Source organism: Corynebacterium suranareeae (assembly GCF_002355155.1).
GTDB classification, from domain to species: Bacteria; Actinomycetota; Actinomycetes; order Mycobacteriales; family Mycobacteriaceae; genus Corynebacterium; species Corynebacterium suranareeae.
Window position 1 is genome coordinate 246,369 of sequence record NZ_AP017369.1, and the last position, 17,488, is coordinate 263,856.

Below are 17,488 nucleotides of genomic sequence, written 5' to 3' on the forward strand. Positions count from 1 at the left end.
TCTAGGGATTTATTGAAGTTTCGCCGCGTGTGCGGTTTTTATTGTGTTTTTATGTATAAATAAGTTAATTACGCCTTTTTACCTAGGCCGACTAGCTGGTGATTCAGTAGGATTTCATTTCGAATAGATGTGGCTGAAGACAAGAATGAATAACATTCATCTCGTCGAATTTCATGTAGAAATTTGTCCCCTTTTTTTGATGTGAAAGTTGAATCGGTAAGCTCCTGTGAAAATTAAATCCGTATTTTTGAGCACCGCTTTAAGCGCTTCCTTACTGCTCGGGATCACCCCACCCGTGCTGGGAGCAACGATCAACCCCAGTTTGCCTCTTTCTGCGTTGAGCTCCTCGGACGATATCGCCGTACCCAACTTCGCTAAAGAATTACCGTTAGCTTTTGATGTACCAGCAGGCACTGTTCCCCAAAGCTTGAGTGGAACGCTGCAGATTCCTGCCGAGTTTTCTGGCGGCGTCGTGGAGTTTTATGACGGTGACCGGCTCTTTCACACCCTGCGCCTAGAAGTTAATGATTCCCGAGCACACATTGAGGTTCCGCTGCAAAGCGTTCCTGTCGAAGACGGCCGCGCCAACTTTTGGTTGCGCGCCATGTTGGATCCTGTAAACAACCAGTGGTGCTACGAGGAGCAGGAAGTCCGCTTCTTAGACGGAAAGGTCACCTTTGAAGGGGCGACGATTAACCCAGCTGTGGTGGCTGATTACTTCCCGTCAGTGCTGCGCGCGTTGACAATTTACGTCCCGGAAAACCCCTCTGAGGCAGTACAAGAAGCCACGTTAGAGGTTGCGACCTCCCTGGATTCGGTGTACCGAAGATCAGGTCTGGATGTCAACGTAGAAACGCTTCCAACCGGCACCGATGCTCCTCCTACACGTCCTCAAGATTTTGAACGCCAGATTGTGCTGGTTGACGAGGCAACAGAAAGTAACACGCAAAAAATCGAATTGGTCAATCCCGGCCAAGGCAATGCATTCTTGCGCCTGAACGGCAACGCCGACGAGCTTTACGATCAAGCGCGCTTGCTTACCGACGCAACCCTGCCACTTGCCGTAGACACCGAAGTAACGGCCTCAGGTTTTGGTGATGTGCCCAACCTTTCCACAGATGTGGCCACCCTCCAAGAACTGGGTATCACGCAGCTCACCTCTGAATCAGTTGCGCGCACAAGCGTCACCTTGGGCATTGAACGCTCCCGCCTGCGGACCTACTCGCAGTCCATTGACCTGCACATAACGGGAACTTACACCCCATTGCCACCCCAAAATGCAGGACAGATCACGTTCTCCATTGGTGACACCGTGTTGGACTCCTTGACCACCGATGACACTGGCATCATTGACCGTGAGTTCAACGTTCCTGGAGACTTGGTCAACCGCTACACGGCGATCGTCGTGGAATTCACCAGCACCGGTGATGTTAATTGTGGGGTCACCCAGCCCGTAGGCCTCAACATTGATTCCGACAGCCTTGTCACCTCCCAACATTCAGATGTTCCTGTACTCAACGGCTTCCGGTCCCTACCGCAGTCCTTCCAACCTCGTGTGGACGTGGCGTTTGCTGATCCCAGCGTGCAGGAACTCTCCCGCGCTGTCAGCGTAGTGTTGGGAATTCAATCTATGAGCTCCCAGCGCATCCGCCCACACCTGGTGAACTGGGATGAAGCCGTAGCCAGCGAGCGCCCAACAATTTTCATTGATGCTGCGGGCGCAAAGACTGATCAAGTGCCAAGCTACCTCGCCCAACAAGGCCAAACCCTAGAGATCACCAGCAAGAACGACCAAAATGCGGACGGCGAACAACTCACCCGATCCCTGCAAACCAACGCTGCGCTTGTTGTCGGTTCCATTCAGGCCGTGTGGGATGCCGATAAGAAGCGCACGGTGATTGTGGCAAGTTCCCAGGACAACCCCGCCGATTTGGATGCCTTGATTTCGTGGATGGGAGAAGACCGCGAACGCTGGAGTGATCTCAACGGCGACCTGATTGTCAAAGTCCGAGACCGCGAACCTGTGCAATTGACCACCGTGGAAGCCCCAGATCAGCCTGGTCGATCGGCCACAGTCTTTATTGCGATCGGCGTCAGCCTTGTGGTCATTGCCCTGATTGTCGCAGCCGTGGTGTCAGTGTCCAGGCGTTCGCAAAAAGGATACAAATGATTTCTTCTTTATCCAGTAGAACGCAGGGGAGGAGGTTGGGCACATGAGTAACCCGTCGCTAGAACCGCTAGAACCTCTAGAACCGATCGAGCTTTCTGACGGTACTGAGATTGAAGTTCCAGACGTTGATCCAGAACCTCAAGCTGGCAATGCGCAGATGGAAGTACCCAGCTTACGGACATATGTTTTTCGCGGAATCATTGCCATTGCCTGTTTGATCATTGGTTTTTATGAGAGCTTTGTGCTGCTGTGGCAAAACCTCCGAATCGGCGTGGCCAACTACTCAATACTTGTGGTGCTCATGGCGATCGTGTTGTTCATCGGACTGGACCGCAAGCGTGCTCGTGCATTGAACATTCACGACCGCGAAGTCGACTACATCATCGGTGGCATTGCCGTACTGATAGCCATCACAATTAAGAGCCAGCTTCTGCCACGTTTTGTGGACTGGGAAACCCTGCTGCGCTTGGATATGTTCGCAGTGTTAGTCTTTGCGTTTGGTATTTCTGGCCTGGTGTTTGGTATGCGCTCTACCTTTTCTTTTGCGCCCGGCTGGATTTTGCTGTTCGGTTACAACGCGGCGACACACCTGATCATTTCGGTGATGTTCGGTGGTGGCTTTTGGGGCCCGGTGATGGCCAACATCATTGGACTGTCTCTTGCGGTGTTGGTGTCCTCCAACAGGGACCTGGTTCAGGGCACCTATTTGGCACTGATGACGGTGATGTTTGGCGTTATTTTTGCCATCATCGTGTGGGCGCTGACCGATGGCAGTAAGTTCCTCACCTTGGTCCCAGCAGTGCTGGCAACCATCACTGTGGTGTTGGTGTCTTCGCGTTGGAGGCTTGGTCAGTGGAAGATTCGTCGTAGGCAACCCACGGTGGAAAAAGCCGGACCCGCGCTTATCGCGGTCGTGGTTGCGACAGCATTCTTGGCGTGGATTCCTACTCCTTACGTGGAGCGCGTCAACAACCTCCCCGGGCTTGAAATGCTGGCAAAGCCTGCCCCAGGTGTTATCGCACCTATCGGTTGGCACATCGACGATGTGCAGTATTACAACTGGGCTTCGCGCTACTTTGGCCCTGGCTCCTCTCTGCTTAGGCAGACGATGACGGCAGATCATTACAACGAGGCGTGGGATTCTGATGGACTCAACCGAACTGTTGTGGTGGATACCCTCCAATCGGCGGAACGGTTCCAGCAGCGTGCCTTTGGTGATGAGACGCTGTATTCCACGCTGAGAGGCCGAAAGTCAGATACCATCCAGGTAGACCTGGGATACGGCGTGGTCGGACGCGCCTACACGGTGCTCGATGAAACTGACTTCTTGACGTATACCAAGCTGGTTTTTGAATGGCAGACCACCAACAACACCGTGGAGAAGATCTCCATCATCGCGGTGGATGATCACCGCACAGAAGCGAAGTTCCCGGAGCTTGCGCCATCGGTTACCAGAATGTTTATCCAGGTGGCTACCATTTTGTTCCGTGGAAATGACGTGACCATCGATACCAATACCCAATTGAAAGATCTTGACCTGGTCAGCCAAGTTGGCCGTCAGATCGTGGCAGAACAACAGGTGGGGAGGTCATGATGGAACAAGATCTCAGCTACCGTGAAATTCTTCCCCTCAACGCGAGTGAGGAGCAGAAAAAGGCTGCACTGATTGATGCCATTGAAGGGTTAAGGGTGCGCGATCCGCTACTCTCTGCCTCGATTGCATTTACTAGAGGGCAGAAAGTCGCCTTCATTGCTGTGGTGGTGGGCTTTATCTTGATGCTCATTTTTGCTCGGCAAGCAGCACTTATTGGACTGGCAGCAACGTGTACGTTCATGTACCTCATCACATTGCTGGACAGATTTATCATGTTTTCCAGAGGTATCCGCGCGGAATCCATCATCCAGGTGTCGGATGAAGATGCACTGGCTTTCCCTGAGGACAAGCTGAAAACCTACACGGTGTTGGTGCCCGCCTATGGCGAACCTGAAGTGATTGCGCAGCTGCTGGCGTCTATGCGCGCTTTTGATTACCCTAAGCATCTTCTGCAGGTATTGCTCATGTTGGAGGAAGATGATCTGCCCACGATCGCCGCAGCAGAGGCAGCGGGAGTGGATCAGGTGGCGACGATCATTAAGGTGCCGCCAGCGCAGCCGCGCACCAAGCCGAAGGCCTGTAACTATGGATTGCACTTTGCCACGGGGGACATTGTCACGATCTTTGACGCGGAAGACATGCCAGATCCCCTCCAGCTGCGTCGCGTGGTGGTGGCATTTGAACGTTCGGCATCCAATACGGTGTGCGTCCAGTCAAGGTTGTCGTATCGAAACGCCAGGCAGAATCTGCTAACCGCGTGGTTCACCATTGAATATGACGTGTGGTTTAACTTCCTGCTGCCAGGCGTCATGCGCATGAACGCACCTGTCCCATTGGGCGGTACCTCAAACCATCTGCTCACGGGTGTTCTGAAAGATCTCGGCGCGTGGGATCCTTTCAATGTCACAGAAGATGCGGACCTCGGCGTGCGTATCGCGGCAAAGGGATATTCCACCGCGGTGTTGGATTCGGTGACGTGGGAGGAAGCAAACTCCGACACCATCAACTGGTTGCGCCAGCGTTCCCGCTGGTACAAGGGCTATCTGCAAACATGGCTTGTGTATATGCGCAGGCCAAAGTGGTTGGTCCAAGAGCTTGGCATCATTCCTGCTGTGCGTTTTACCTTCCTCATGGCAGGCACCCCGATCATTGCGGTGCTCAATCTGCTGTTTTGGTACTTGTCGCTCGCGTGGATTCTGGGCCAGCCCGGCACCATTGAGCAGATGTTCCCACCTGCGGTGTACTACCCAGCGTTGGTGTGTTTGGTGGTGGGCAATACTGCGACCATCTTTATGAATCTCATTGGCTGCCGGGAAGGCCGCGACCCCTTGTTGCTCATCGCGGTTCTCACGTTCCCGCTGTATTGGCTGCTCATGAGCATTGCAGCGTTGAAAGGCACGTGGCAATTGATCACGCGACCATCCTATTGGGAGAAAACTGCCCACGGATTGGAGGCGTAAGCGGTGCCCATCGTCAAACCAATGCCGGCCCTGCCCAGGCGCGCGCCCGTCCTGGCGAGTTCGCAGATCGAAGGGTTTGAACACCGTAGAGGGTGGCGTCGACAAGCAAATTTCTGGTTTGCTGCAAGCCTTGCCCTGTACTGGTGCGCCGCGCTGTGGATCGCGCTGGATGTTGGGTATTTCTGGGGCGACGCGCTCTCGCGCACCCAAGGCGCCCTATCCGCGCTGTACTCGCGCAACCCCACGTTGTCGGCGATCGGTTACGTGTTTACCCCTCTGACCACCGTGTTGCAGATTCCATTGGTGGCGCTAAGCCCCTGGGTCCCGGAATTCACGCGTGCCGGGTTGGCAGGCGCATTGGTGTCATCAGTGTTCATGGCGGCTTCAGTGAGGCAATTGTGGTTGATTGCCAGCGAGCGCAACATCCGGTATTGGCTCGCGGTGGTAGGCCTTCTGTTGTATGCACTTAACCCAATGATCATCCTGTACGGCGCGACGGGAATGAGCGAAGCTCCGTTCATTTACGCCACTCTCTGGGCGGTGCGCAGGCTGATTCGCTGGACTTCTACCGACGACGTCCACGACCTCATTACCTGTGGTTTTGCGTTGGCATTGGCGTTTTTAGCGCGCTATGACGCCCTCATCATGGCCTTCGTAGCCATGTGGACTGTCGGATTTATGACATGGCGCGCACGCTACCGCCGTGGCTTCCGCGACCGCATCGGATTCGCACTTGTCGACATGCTGCTCCTCGTCTGGCCGATCGGCTTCGCCTTCGTCGCCTGGACTGGCGCCAGCTGGCTCACCACCGGCGAACTCTTTGCCCAATTCACCTCCACAGACGGCAACGCTGCGATCATCGCAGCATCCGGCGGCGGCGCCACAGGACCCCAAGCGCTTTTCGACGCCTCCGTCCGCACCTTCCTCATCTCCCCAGCTCTCCTACTCGTCGCAGTAGTTGCAGTCTTTTTTGCTTATCGACGCCGCGACCCCGAACCCATCATCCCCTTAGCTCTCATCGGCTCCGTGGTCTTCTTCCAAATCATCACCTACTCACTTGGATCCACCTTCGGTCTGCTGCGCTTTTTCCTCACCGCCCTGCCGCTCACCATTATCTTGCTGTTCCAAATTATCCCGCCCCGCCACCGATTCCCCTCACTTCGACCAGGTGCGTGCTACCGCGATCGCGTCACCGGCAAGTACGTGCCCAAAACAATCACCGGTGTCTTAGTTCTTGCGATCTTCGGTGGCACCGGCATCACCCTGTACGGCATGAGCAGTGCTAACTGGGCACCCCAGGAATACGCTATCCGAGAACTAGTTTTCAACATGGAATCGCCATCGCAGGACGCCATCCACACCCTGAGCACCTTCTCCACTGAAATGGATGTCGCCGATTTCATCGACTCCCTCAACCTTGGAGACGGCGAAGTCCTTCTCTCCACCACCTATGGCTTCGCCGTCCTCACCGCATCAAACAACCAAAAGCAATTCATCATCCCCTCCGACGAAGACTTCATCACCACCCTCAACGAACCCGCTGAGCTGGGCGTTAAGTACATCCTCGCCCTCCCACGCGAAGGCCGCGGCGCCACCGATCCGATCAACCTGCGCTACCCAGACATGTATGAAACCGGCAGCCAGATCGCCACGATGGAAATCGAATTCATCAACCAAGGCCAAGGACAACCAGATTGGCGCCTCTATCGGGTGCTCACCACACCCGAACAGTCGTAGACTCTTTGTAACTACCGTTGTTGTTTTCCATAGTTGTTTTCCATATCCAGGAGAGTCATGGCCCGCAAGCTGAAGGACAAACTTCCCCGAAGTTTTGACAAAATCGTCGAATCGGGCGATTTTGACGCTTTCAAAGAGGTCTTCACCGAGCGCGCCCTCGACGCTAAAAACCGCCACGGCGACACCGCCCTCCACATGCGCGACGTCCCCCAAGAATATAAAGAATGGCTCCTCGACCAGGGCCTCGACGTTGACGTCCGCAACGAAACCGGTGACACCCCACTCCACATCCACTCCCACGACTGGAACCTGACCCCCGGCTTCCTCCTCCGCCGCGGTGCCGACGTCTGTGCCGTAAACAACGATGGCGAATCCGTCGCCTACGGCGCAGCTTTCTTCCCCCACAACCTGGAAACACTCATCGACGCTGGCGCCGACCCCTACGCCCGCGCCAACGACGGCAGCTCCCCACTCATGCGCGTCATCCGCAATGCCAACCCCGGCAGCATCATCGAACTCGCCACCATCACCCGCCTCCTCCACGACACTGACCTCACCGACGAAGAACTTCGCGAAACCCAAGAACGCATCATCCGCCTCGGCGAAGAATTTGAAGACATCCGCGACTCCTACAATGAAGAAGCCGTCGACCAAGCCTCCAGCGACATGATCTGGCTCTACGACCACTTCGACATCCCCGAAGAACTCCGAGCCAACACCCCCAAACGCCACGACGGCATCAGCCCCATCACCCTCCTCGGAACCACCTGGCAGGAACAATTCATCGAAGGCTACGATCTCCTTGTTCCCGCAATGGGCAAAGCGAAATCCCTCCAAGGCGAAGCCCTCCGAATTGCCGGACGAGTATCCAACGAATTTCACGGCAACGGTGGCGTCAACTGGGACAAAGACTTCAAACGCATGGCCAAATCTCTCAACCACATTTGTGAGCAGGGCGTTCCTTTGGGTGAGCCAGAATTAGAAGAACTGGCTGCGGCCGTTAAATCAGTGCGCAAAGGTGAACCCACCGAGGAGGAGATCGACACCCTTCCACGGTTGGCCACCAAATGGGTCGCACAAAACCCACAACCGCTGCCACTGGGAGAGGTTGACTACAAGCGCTAGATTTCTTGAGTGACCGTGAGATTAACTCCCAGCTCATGAATGCGCTCGATCGTTTGGGAATCTAAACCCCAGTCTGTGATGATTGCGTCAATTTCATCCAACGGGCATACCGTCACCATGGAGATCACGCCGTACTTTGTTGTGTCAGCCAGAAGAGTTGATGTGGTTGACACTTCCATCACCTTTCTTTTTAGAAGGCGTTTCTCTTCCGCGGGAGCGGTCAAACCTCGGTTCAGTGACCAACCTGAGGATGAAATGAAGGCGATGTCGAAGTTGAAAATCTCCACGCTGCGTGCAGCTAAATGTCCTTGGCATGCACCAATCTCAGGATCAATAGCGCCACCAGTTTGAATGGTGCGAATATGCGGGTAGTTGAACAACGTGGTGGCGACGAAAAGGTCATTGGTCATGACCGTGAGATTCTGTCGAGGCTCAAGATAGGGGACTAGAGCCTGCAGCGTTGTTCCGGCATCTAGAAAAATTGTCATGCCATCGGTAACTCGATCGGCGGCTTCCCTAGCAATAGCTTCTTTGCGGTGCAGTTCAAGGGCTAATCTGCTGGCACGGTCGAGGGGGACCGGCGTGGAAATGCCTTCAGAAAGTTTGACACCACCCTTGATGGAAACAACTTGGCCGGATTCTTCCAAAGCCGCAATATCTCGGCGAACTGTCATTTGGGAGACATTGAGGTGCTGAGAAAGTGCTCGGATACTTAACGCCCCACTTTGTTGCAGTGCTGCTGTGATTTTTTGTTGGCGTTGTTCCGGAATGAGTGGGGAGGAAGACATTGGAACCTTTCACCAAGACTATCAAATGTTAAAGATTCACAAATTTTAACAGGAGTTCGGGGGGTTTGGGGGTGATAGGGGACCGCCATGTGGCAGTTTGTGATTATTTGGGGTGAAATGGTTGCTTTTGTGAATTTGTGTGATAGTTTGTGAGTCATGTCATTCAAATTGCACACACTTAATGCACTTCACAGCACTGGAGCGTTGCTGATCATTCGCACACCGGATGCAGACAGCGCTTATCAGGTCGCACGTGCTGCTATCGAAGGTGGAATCCGCTGCTTGGAGATCCCTTTCGGAGTCCCTGGGGCACTTCAAGCAATTGAGAAAATTGCAACAGAGTACGGAGATCAAGGCGTATATGTCGGAGCTGGAACAGTTCTAGATGCACAATCCGCATATGCAGCGGTCAACGCAGGATCCTCATTGCTTGTCAGCCCCAATGTGAATGACGGGGTCTTGGAAATCGCACAGCGATACCAAGTGGTTTCCATGCCGGGAGCGTTCACCCCAACTGAAATTCAAACCGCCCTTGAAAAAGGTGCAGATGTGGTCAAGCTTTTCCCTGCAGAGCTCCATGGTCCGAAGTACCTCAAATCACTTCGCACCCCACTCGAGCACGCGCCAATTGCACCAACGGGTGGCGTTGATCTTGACACAGTCGGAGATTGGTTTGATGCAGGAGCCTTCTCTGTTGGAGTTTCAAGTTATATCTGCAAGGCAGGCAGTGCCGAAGCTATTACGGCAAACGCTGCGTCCTTGCTCCAAAAAATTGCTGATGTAAGGAGCTGAACATGAGTACTCAAGCAACCCCTCAAACGCAGAAAGCATCGTCTTCCTGGGATTTTACAACGATCAAGAAGATGCGCTGGTTCTTCATTGCACTGATCGTGATCGCTGGTGTCATTAACTACCTCGACCGTTCGACTCTGTCGATCGGCAACTCCACCATCGCGGAAGAACTAAGCCTCACCACCGTTCAGATGGGCCTCTTGCTCTCTGCGTTTTCTTGGCCTTACGCGCTGGCAAACCTTCCGGCTGGCTACCTCATTGACAAATTCGGCGTGAAGAAGATGTTCCTCGTCGCTGCTGTCGGTTGGTCGATCGTCGCCGTCGGAACAGCCTTCGCCAACACTTTCTTGGCGCTATACATCGCACGAGTACTGCTGGGTATTGCAGAATCCCCATTCTTCGCGGCAGGTCTTAAGGCATCACAAATGTGGTTCTCCAAGCGTGAGCGCTCTTTGCCTGTCTCAATTGTGAACACCGGTTCCCAAATCGGAAACGCACTTGCACCACCACTGCTTACCTTCCTGCTCTTGGGCTTCGGCTGGCGATGGATGTTTGCAATCGTTGGTGTTGCAGGTCTGATTATCGCTGCAGTGTGGTGGTTCAGCTACCGCGATCCAAAGCCCGAAGAAGACGCCCTGATCCACAACGAAATCGGCGACGATTTGGTGACCGAATCAGCGAACGAAACTGAGAAGGCTTCCTGGTTCTCTTTGCTGGCTACACCCAATACCTGGTTCATGATCATTGGTGCATTCGGAATTTTCTACACGGTATGGGTGTACCTCACCTGGCTGCCTAGGTACTTGGAAGAGTCTCGTGGATTCTCCCTGTCCACAACTGGTTGGGTCGCGGCGCTGCCATTTATGTGCGGTATTGCCGGTGTGCTTTTGGGTGGCGTTGTTTCCAAGAAGTTCATTGATGGCGGCATGAAAGCTATCACAGCACGCAAAATCCCTATCGTTGGTGGCGCAATCCTCGCCGCGATCGCAGTTGCTCCTGTCGCATACATTGAAAACACCACGCTCAACATTTTGCTTCTGTGTATTGGCTACTTTGCAGCTCAGATCCCAATTGCATGTATTTGGACACTTGCGTCCGATATTGCAGAACCACACCAAGTCGCATCATTGGGCGCAATCCAGAACTTTGGTGGCTTCCTCGGTGCGGCCGTTGCCCCAATCGCAACAGGCTACATTTTGGAAGTAACCGGAACCTTTAACTGGGTGTTCATTCTTGCCGGTCTCCTCCTTCTCATTGGTGCCTTCAGTTACGGTGTTCTTGTAAAGGACCGTCGAGAAGCGTCTTTGCAGGTGACAGCATGAGTCTAGGACTCGGAGAGGACGCAATCCCTGCAGTTTTTGTTATCGGGACAGCCGGGTCGGGCAAAAGCACTGTGGCCAAGAGCATTGCTTCTGCAATGGGAGCTTCCTACTTGGATAAAGACACCGTCGCCAACATTTTTACTGGCGCGATGCTTGAAGCCAACGGTGAAAGCCCAGCTGCCCGAGACGACAGTGAATTCTATACGGGCACAATTCGGCCGTTGGAATACTCCACACTTTTGGCTATCGGTAGCGAAAACTTGAGACTTGGCAATCCGATTGTTCTTGATGCACCATTTGGAGCGTACTTTCAACAAACTGATTACATCAGTGCAATCGCGACAGAGCACCAATGGTCTCCACATGTTTTTCCGTTTGTAGTCCGAGTGTCCAGTTCTGAAGACGTCACAAAACAGCGATTGCGCTCGAGAGGGCTTGATCGAGACTTATGGAAACTGAACAACTGGGAACAATTCTGGAGCGAGGTAGGTAAGGCGCACCCGGAATGGGACTCTGTTCAAATCGTCGATTTCACCAACGACGCTGATCTGCCCGCGCCGGAATTAGCAAGCGTGATCCTCCAAGAAATTGAAAAATCACTATCTGGGAAGGATCTGGTCACTCCGTAGAGGGGTAAAAGCTTACCTCTCGACTAGGTGGGGTGGGCGTAGAGCGCCTATTCTGATTGATCGTGTTAACCATCGCTATTGTGCTTCTCGCGTCAGTCCTCATCGGTGCTCTTCTCCAACGCATGACAGGATTGGGTGTCGGTCTCGTTACCGGCCCAGTCCTGACTTCTTTGTTAGGGCCGCTAGCAGGCGTGACTATGGTGAATGGTCTGTCCATCATCAATGCGGTGAACAATGCGTGGTCGGTGCGCAAACGCACTGACTGGGCCAAATTCCGAATTCTTGCCGGCGCTCTGGTACTTGGTTCTGTCCCTGCTGTTGCAGTGGTGTATTTCCTTAATGGACCATGGCTGTTGATTTTCGTTGGTGCGATGGTGCTGCTCGCGTTGGGTGTTTCTCTGTTCCCAACAGAGAAATTCGCACTCAAGCAAGAAGCTAAACTGCCTATGGTCATCTTCGGTGTGATTGGTGGATTCATGTCCACTGTTGCAGGCATTGCAGGACCATCCCTGACTGTTTATGCACGCCTGAGCCGCTGGGATTACCGCGACTTTGTGGCCACCTTGCACCCAGTTCTACTCGTGGCCAACACCGTATCGTTCCTACTCAAGGTTATCTTGATCGGTGGACTCGATTTCGGTGGCGCACCCGCATGGCTCTGGATCGGTGCCGTAGCGATGATCTTTGTCGGTGCTTGGTTGGGTGAAATCGTCAACGCTAAGGTGTCCACCCCAATGGCCAAGCGCATCGCTACGCTCCTGGCAGCAGCTGGTGCAGCAGTGGTGTTGTTCCGAGGCATCATGGAATTGGTTTAGCGGTCTTAATTGGTGGGAAGTCGATCGGAAGCGAATCGGAAGTTAATCGGACTCGAGGTTTTTGCGAGACCTTCTCATTCCATCAAATCCCAGTAATGCCAGGGCGCACGCAAGTAGTGAGTAGACAATGGCGTCGCTGAGATTCAACGTTTCACCAAGTAATAGTGCTGCAACGAACAGTAAGATTGGTTCACCGTAACTTAGTAGGCCAAACATTGGCATACTGAGCAGCGTTGAGGCAGCCAGATACAAAGCCATAGCTAAAGCGCCAGCGAGGCCGGCCAGAATAACCATCGACAACATGGTGTTAGACAGCGGATCCTCGACAGTGGCGAGCATGAAAAACGCCAGGGGACTCAACACTAAAACTTCTGCGCCGTAAGCAAAAGCGTTGTTCAGCCCTGAGTATTTACGAAGCGCAAAATACAGTGCATAACCCGCAGCGATGGCAAAAGTTACCCATGAAAGCTGCGCACTAATGACAAATTTCAAGGTCACTGCGATCAGCGCGACACCCACCGCAATCCACTGCAGCCTGGTGATGTAATCAGCGAAGAAAAACCGCCCCACAATTACTAGGAAAATGGGCAGTAATAGGTAACCAAGCGAGGCATCTAAAGCATGACTCTTTGGCGACCAAGAAAACAGCCACAGCTGAAGCGAAATAAGTACAACAAGGAAGATGAAGTACAGAATTTGACGAGGTTGGGGCCTTAGCGTGTCCCAAAATTCCTTAAACACCTTCCGACCAGCAGGGTGCAGAAGGGCAAGCAAATAGCATGCCGCTGTTAGAAGGACACGCCAAGCAACAAGTGTTTCCGCCTTTGCCTCAATCGCCCCAGAGATGAAAAAGATCGCTCCGAACAAAGCGGATGCGAGAACAGACGTGATGACTCCAGCGGAAGATGTACGATTTGTTGCCACTATCAGCTCCTTGTTTCCTTCATTAGCTTCGCATATGTCTGGATCTTATTGGATGTATGAGTCAGAGATCAGGGAGATCGCGCACTAACCGAACCTGGCCAGTGCAACAGGATTATGTTTAAGGCATGGATCTTGCACTCGCTCACGTTGATTCCACCGTTTCCGGGCTCTATGACTCCTTAGATCTCATTGGCGTGCTGCTCAACGGAATAATCGGAGGAACTATCGCCAGGCAACGAGGCTATGACATCATTGGCTTTTTGTTCCTGGCGTTGTTTTCTGCGCTGGGTGGCGGAATGATCCGCGACATGCTGATTCAGCGGGGGACTGTCGCGGCGATCGATAATCAGATTTACCTCGCCCTTGCTTTTACCGGTGCGTTAATTGCCGTGGCGGTGAACTTTAAAGGTCATCTGTGGGAGCTGTTTAAAGTTCACGGCGACGCGATTGTGCTGGGAGTGTGGGCTGTCACCGGATCAGTGAAAGCGATGAATTTCGGCGTAGCACCGCTGCCTAGCATTTTTATGGGCGTGTTAACCGCAGTGGGTGGTGGCATGGTGCGCGATGTGGTCACCGGGCAAACTCCATCGATTTTCGGCGGAGGAACTTTGTATGCCGTGCCTGCGACTCTTTCTGCCACCTCAATGGTTGTTTTTCACAGCTTTGATCAGGTGATCTTAGGGATGATTATTTCACCCCTGCTGGGCATTGCGTTGGCTGTTTTAGCGTATTGGTGCGGTTGGGTTATTCCAGTCAATACCGATTTCGCGCCGGTTAATCTCACGGTCAGCCAATTGCGCTCGATGTTGTCCAAGGCCGAAAAGAAGGGCTGGAAAGAGCGGGGAAAAGAGGATCTTTCATGAGAATTGTGCTTCTCGCGATTTCCGGCATGTTTTTAGCGGCGTGCAGCACGTCGGTGGCAGGCAGCTGGAATGCTGCTGAGCCCGCCGGAGCCCACATTGAGCTTTCCAATGATGGCTCGGTGGCAGGCTCCGATGGCTGCAATCAGTTCTCCGGCAGCTGGCATAAAGATGGCTCTACCATTACGTTTTCCAGCATCGTGCAGACCGAAATGTACTGTGACGGCGTCAACGATTGGCTCACTCAACTCCACGCCGCCACCGTGACCGATTCCACGATGACCGTATTCAACGAGGCCGGTGAGAACATCGGCGAGCTAAAACGCTAAATGCTTCTCGACGTCAAAAGCCCGGATCCTGGGATTGCCTCCGCAAGATCGTTGCCGAGCGCAACAATGCGGTTATCAGCGTCCACGTGCACAATCTTTGGCTCATACGCCTTGGCTTCAGCATCAGTGGCTTGAAGGTAACTCATGATAATCACAAGATCACCAGGATTAATAAGGTGTGCAGCAGCACCGTTGATACAAATATTGCCTGTTCCCGCATCACCGACAATGACATAGGTTTCTAAGCGAGCGCCGTTGGTGATATCCACGATGGCTACCTTTTCGCCTTCAATTAAACCAGCGGCATGAACCAAATCTGCATCAATGGTTACAGAGCCCACATAATCTAAATCAGCTTGGGTGACAGTAGCTCGGTGGATTTTGCTTCCGAGGATGGTGCGCAGCATGTAAATGGTGTCCTTATTGGGGGTTATCCTGCAAGTTTTAAAAAATCATAGCGTGAGACGACAAGGAAAGGAATATTTCGATCCTGCAACAACCCCCGGTCCAGGTGGGATTATGCGGGATAAATCGCTACGATAGCCACTTATGACTCTTCAGAGTTCTGATAAACGTTCTCCTTCACTATTAGACGCCTCCTCCGAGGTCTTTGTCCACGATTTGGCAGCTTTGTCGCCTACTGATGCAACCGCTTGGGGCATTACTGGCTTCGAAGGTGAGCTTCAGGATTTTTCACCTGACTATTGGAATGCCATCGCCGAACGCAACCGCGATATGGTTGCCGATGTCGATGCTTTTGACGACGGCACTGATGACAACGACGACGAAGAAGACTTCGACGACGTCGACCGCGTCACCGCAGACGTACTCCGTGACCGCGTATGCCTTGACCTAGCCCTCCACCACCAGGGCGAGACTTTGGCGAATCTCAACAATATTGATTCCCCAGTTCAAACCATCCGCGATACCTTCCTCATCATGCCGCGTGACACCGACGATGATGTGGAAAACCTCCGCGAACGCCTCTCCCGTGTCCCAGATGCCCTCCACGGCTACTGCGAATCACTCGCCGAAGCCGCCAGCCAAGGCCATGTGGCAGCCATCCGACAGGTTGAAGAAGTAGCCTCGCAATGCGAAGACCTCGCTGATGAAGACTCTGTCTTACAACACCTGGGCCTTGATGAAGATGATCCAGCTGTCCTAGAAGCCCAAGAAGCCTTCGCCCGTGTTGCAGGATGGCTCTCAGAACAACTAGCCCCACATGCTCCACATGAAGATGCCGTGGGTCGAGACCGCTACGAAATGTTCTCCCACCTCCACGTTGGTGAATTTGTGGACCTTGATGAAGCCTACAAATGGTCACTCGAGCAGCTACGCGACATCGACGCACAGCAGCTACAGGTAGCCCAACAACTTTACGGCGCAGGCACAACCATCCGTGAAGCGATGAAAAAGCTCAACGCTGATGAGCGCTACCTGATCACAGGCACCGATGCTTTACAAGAGTGGATGCAAAAAATCGCCGACCAGGCAATCTCTGATCTCAATGGCATCTCCTTCAACATTCCAGAGCCAGCCCGCGAAATTGAATGCCTGATCGACCCAGCCGGTACCGGTGGAATTTTCTACACCCCACCAAGCGATGACTTCTCCAGGCCAGGACGCATGTGGTGGTCTGTACCGAAAAAACAGGAAGTGTTCCACACCTGGCAAGAACTCACCACCGTTTTCCACGAAGGAGTACCAGGACACCACCTGCAGATCTCCCAAACCTTGGTGGAAAATGATCTGAACCTGTGGCGTCGTGTTGCCTGCTGGAACTCCGGCCACGGTGAAGGCTGGGCCTTGTACGCAGAATCCTTGATGAAGGAGCTTGGCTACCACGAAGATCCAGGCAACCTCATGGGATACCTGGACGCTCAGCGACTCCGTGCAGCGCGCGTAGCAATCGATATCGGAATTCACCTGAATAAGAAGAACCCAGAAGGCACCGGCCTATGGGATGCATCCTATGCCCGCAGCTTCCTCCGTGAGAACACCTCTATGACAGAAGCCGCTTTGTCTTTCGAACTCAACCGATACCTTGGTTGGCCTGGACAAGCAGCGTCTTATGCCATTGGTCAGCGCCTGTGGAAGAACTTGCGCGATGAAGCCATCGGCCAGGGACAAACATTGGCTGAATTCCACAGCAAGGCTTTGTCTTACGGCAGCATTCCGATGGGCATTCTGCGTGACCAGGTGCTGAACTAAAAGCCCCAGGTCAGGTGAATGCAGATCTCGCAGCAAATTAGACAGGTGTGACAAGAAGTCTCAAAAACCGAGAATCTTGCCACGCCTGTTTGTTTCACAGTTTGTTTCGCAGCAGGAAGCCCGAAAACTGATGGCATAAAAAGAGCGAAAGGCGTTTATCGCTTGTTTAATGCCTCGAGTTTTCTTAGATGAGCTTATGTATGCGCTTGACCTTGAAAACCCGTGAGAAGCGCTGCTGGGGAGGTGTGATCTTTCGGGTTAGAGGCTTAAATTTGAGGGCGGCCAAACCAGGAGACCCAGAATCTTCAAAAATTTAAATGTTGGGTCTCTGTGTTTGGTACCTAGCGCGATACGCCAAACCAGGAGACCCACAAACGTCGAAAACGTGATTTCTGGGTCTCTGTGTTTGGTCTTATGCCGGTCTTGTGCACGAACGCCTAGATCCGCACGGGGCAAACAGTTATTTCGGCAGCAATTTGGCCCAAGTCGGGTTTCATAGTTTGTTTCATAACCGCAGAGCCACCTTTGTCTGTGGGTTTCGGAGGTCTAATCGCGGTTGTCAGTCGGGGCAGCGCCTATAGACCAGCAAATACGACCAAATCCATCACCATTCCAGGGGTTCTTGGTCGCTAGATCAAATTTGCAGGCCGGGTTAACGCCATATCCGACCAAAGTCTTGGGCTTCGTAAGCTTCTTTGGTCGCCAGGTGAAGTGAGGTGCAAAACCTGTGCA

The 17,488-nt window shown here is 53.2% G+C and carries 15 protein-coding genes; 12 read left to right on the forward strand and 3 right to left on the reverse strand.

All coding sequences use genetic code 11. The annotated features are described in order from the left end of the window. The first annotated feature begins 247 nt into the window (after positions 1-247). From N24_RS01190 to N24_RS01210, 5 genes are read left to right on the forward strand one after another with little or no spacing between them, the layout of a single operon-like run. Positions 248-2,170 (forward strand): hypothetical protein, encoded by a 1,923-nt coding sequence (locus tag N24_RS01190; protein WP_231910797.1) that lies wholly within the window; start codon positions 248-250, stop codon positions 2,168-2,170. Positions 2,171-2,213: 43 nt separating this feature from the next. Continuing rightward, positions 2,214-3,764, forward strand: coding sequence for a hypothetical protein (locus N24_RS01195; RefSeq protein ID WP_096453598.1), 1,551 nt, complete (start codon positions 2,214-2,216; stop codon positions 3,762-3,764). After that, a complete protein-coding gene (locus tag N24_RS01200; RefSeq protein WP_167381981.1) occupies positions 3,761-5,224 on the forward strand; it encodes a glycosyltransferase in 1,464 nt (487 codons plus the stop codon). Before N24_RS01195 ends, N24_RS01200 begins: the two co-directional genes overlap by 4 nt. Before the next feature lie 3 nt (positions 5,225-5,227). After that, positions 5,228-6,961, forward strand: a complete 1,734-nt coding sequence (locus N24_RS01205) for an ArnT family glycosyltransferase (protein ID WP_231910798.1) — start codon at positions 5,228-5,230, stop codon at positions 6,959-6,961. Positions 6,962-7,018: 57 nt separating this feature from the next. Beyond that, a complete protein-coding gene (locus tag N24_RS01210) occupies positions 7,019-8,086 on the forward strand; it encodes an ankyrin repeat domain-containing protein (protein ID WP_096453600.1) in 1,068 nt (355 codons plus the stop codon). On the opposite strand, the gene N24_RS01215 is transcribed toward N24_RS01210, so the two are convergent. Next, positions 8,083-8,874, reverse strand: a complete 792-nt coding sequence (locus N24_RS01215; protein WP_096453602.1) for a DeoR/GlpR family DNA-binding transcription regulator — start codon at positions 8,872-8,874, stop codon at positions 8,083-8,085. The genes N24_RS01210 and N24_RS01215 overlap by 4 nt on opposite strands. A 156-nt stretch (positions 8,875-9,030) precedes the next feature. Here N24_RS01215 and N24_RS01220 point away from each other — a divergent pair, with 156 nt between their 5' ends. The 4 genes from N24_RS01220 to N24_RS01235 are packed head-to-tail and all read left to right on the forward strand — an operon-like array spanning position 9,031 to position 12,432. Further along, positions 9,031-9,666, forward strand: coding sequence for a bifunctional 4-hydroxy-2-oxoglutarate aldolase/2-dehydro-3-deoxy-phosphogluconate aldolase (locus tag N24_RS01220; RefSeq protein WP_003857197.1), 636 nt, complete (start codon positions 9,031-9,033; stop codon positions 9,664-9,666). A gap of 2 nt (positions 9,667-9,668) precedes the next feature. Beyond that, positions 9,669-10,988, forward strand: coding sequence for an MFS transporter (locus N24_RS01225; protein ID WP_096453604.1), 1,320 nt, complete (start codon positions 9,669-9,671; stop codon positions 10,986-10,988). Then, positions 10,985-11,617, forward strand: coding sequence for an AAA family ATPase (locus N24_RS01230; RefSeq protein WP_096453606.1), 633 nt, complete (start codon positions 10,985-10,987; stop codon positions 11,615-11,617). Before N24_RS01225 ends, N24_RS01230 begins: the two co-directional genes overlap by 4 nt. Positions 11,618-11,673: 56 nt before the next feature. Beyond that, the gene (locus N24_RS01235; RefSeq protein WP_096453608.1) at positions 11,674-12,432 is read left to right on the forward strand and encodes a sulfite exporter TauE/SafE family protein; all 759 of its coding nucleotides are present in this window, start codon (positions 11,674-11,676) and stop codon (positions 12,430-12,432) included. 42 nt (positions 12,433-12,474) lie between these two features. On the opposite strand, the gene N24_RS01240 is transcribed toward N24_RS01235, so the two are convergent. Continuing rightward, entirely contained in the window at positions 12,475-13,356 is an 882-nt protein-coding gene (locus tag N24_RS01240) for an EamA family transporter (protein WP_096453610.1), read from the reverse strand. 125 nt (positions 13,357-13,481) lie between these two features. Here N24_RS01240 and N24_RS01245 point away from each other — a divergent pair, with 125 nt between their 5' ends. Beyond that, positions 13,482-14,219, forward strand: coding sequence for a trimeric intracellular cation channel family protein (locus tag N24_RS01245; RefSeq protein ID WP_096453612.1), 738 nt, complete (start codon positions 13,482-13,484; stop codon positions 14,217-14,219). Further along, positions 14,216-14,545 (forward strand): META domain-containing protein, encoded by a 330-nt coding sequence (locus tag N24_RS01250; protein WP_096453614.1) that lies wholly within the window; start codon positions 14,216-14,218, stop codon positions 14,543-14,545. Before N24_RS01245 ends, N24_RS01250 begins: the two co-directional genes overlap by 4 nt. Here N24_RS01250 and panD read toward each other — a convergent pair. Beyond that, entirely contained in the window at positions 14,542-14,952 is a 411-nt protein-coding gene (panD, locus tag N24_RS01255; protein WP_096453616.1) for an aspartate 1-decarboxylase, read from the reverse strand. The genes N24_RS01250 and panD overlap by 4 nt on opposite strands. Positions 14,953-15,094: 142 nt before the next feature. Here panD and N24_RS01260 point away from each other — a divergent pair, with 142 nt between their 5' ends. Beyond that, positions 15,095-16,756 carry a DUF885 domain-containing protein gene (locus N24_RS01260; protein WP_096453618.1) on the forward strand — a complete coding sequence of 554 codons (1,662 nt, stop codon included), beginning with the start codon at positions 15,095-15,097 and terminating at the stop codon, positions 16,754-16,756. Positions 16,757-17,488 lie beyond the last annotated feature (732 nt).

Excerpts from the sequence above, each read along its gene's own strand:
- N24_RS01230 (WP_096453606.1), top strand. The coding sequence starts at position 10,985 with ATGAGTCTAGGACTCGGAGAGGACGCAATCCCTGCAGTTTTTGTTATC.
- N24_RS01220 (WP_003857197.1), top strand. The coding sequence starts at position 9,031 with ATGTCATTCAAATTGCACACACTTAATGCACTTCACAGCACTGGAGCG.
- N24_RS01245 (WP_096453612.1), top strand. The coding sequence starts at position 13,482 with ATGGATCTTGCACTCGCTCACGTTGATTCCACCGTTTCCGGGCTCTAT.
- N24_RS01250 (WP_096453614.1), top strand. The coding sequence starts at position 14,216 with ATGAGAATTGTGCTTCTCGCGATTTCCGGCATGTTTTTAGCGGCGTGC.
- panD (WP_096453616.1), bottom strand. The coding sequence starts at position 14,952 with ATGCTGCGCACCATCCTCGGAAGCAAAATCCACCGAGCTACTGTCACC.
- N24_RS01210 (WP_096453600.1), top strand. The coding sequence starts at position 7,019 with ATGGCCCGCAAGCTGAAGGACAAACTTCCCCGAAGTTTTGACAAAATC.
- N24_RS01260 (WP_096453618.1), top strand. The coding sequence starts at position 15,095 with ATGACTCTTCAGAGTTCTGATAAACGTTCTCCTTCACTATTAGACGCC.
- N24_RS01195 (WP_096453598.1), top strand. The coding sequence starts at position 2,214 with ATGAGTAACCCGTCGCTAGAACCGCTAGAACCTCTAGAACCGATCGAG.
- N24_RS01225 (WP_096453604.1), top strand. The coding sequence starts at position 9,669 with ATGAGTACTCAAGCAACCCCTCAAACGCAGAAAGCATCGTCTTCCTGG.
- N24_RS01200 (WP_167381981.1), top strand. The coding sequence starts at position 3,761 with ATGATGGAACAAGATCTCAGCTACCGTGAAATTCTTCCCCTCAACGCG.
- N24_RS01215 (WP_096453602.1), bottom strand. The coding sequence starts at position 8,874 with ATGTCTTCCTCCCCACTCATTCCGGAACAACGCCAACAAAAAATCACA.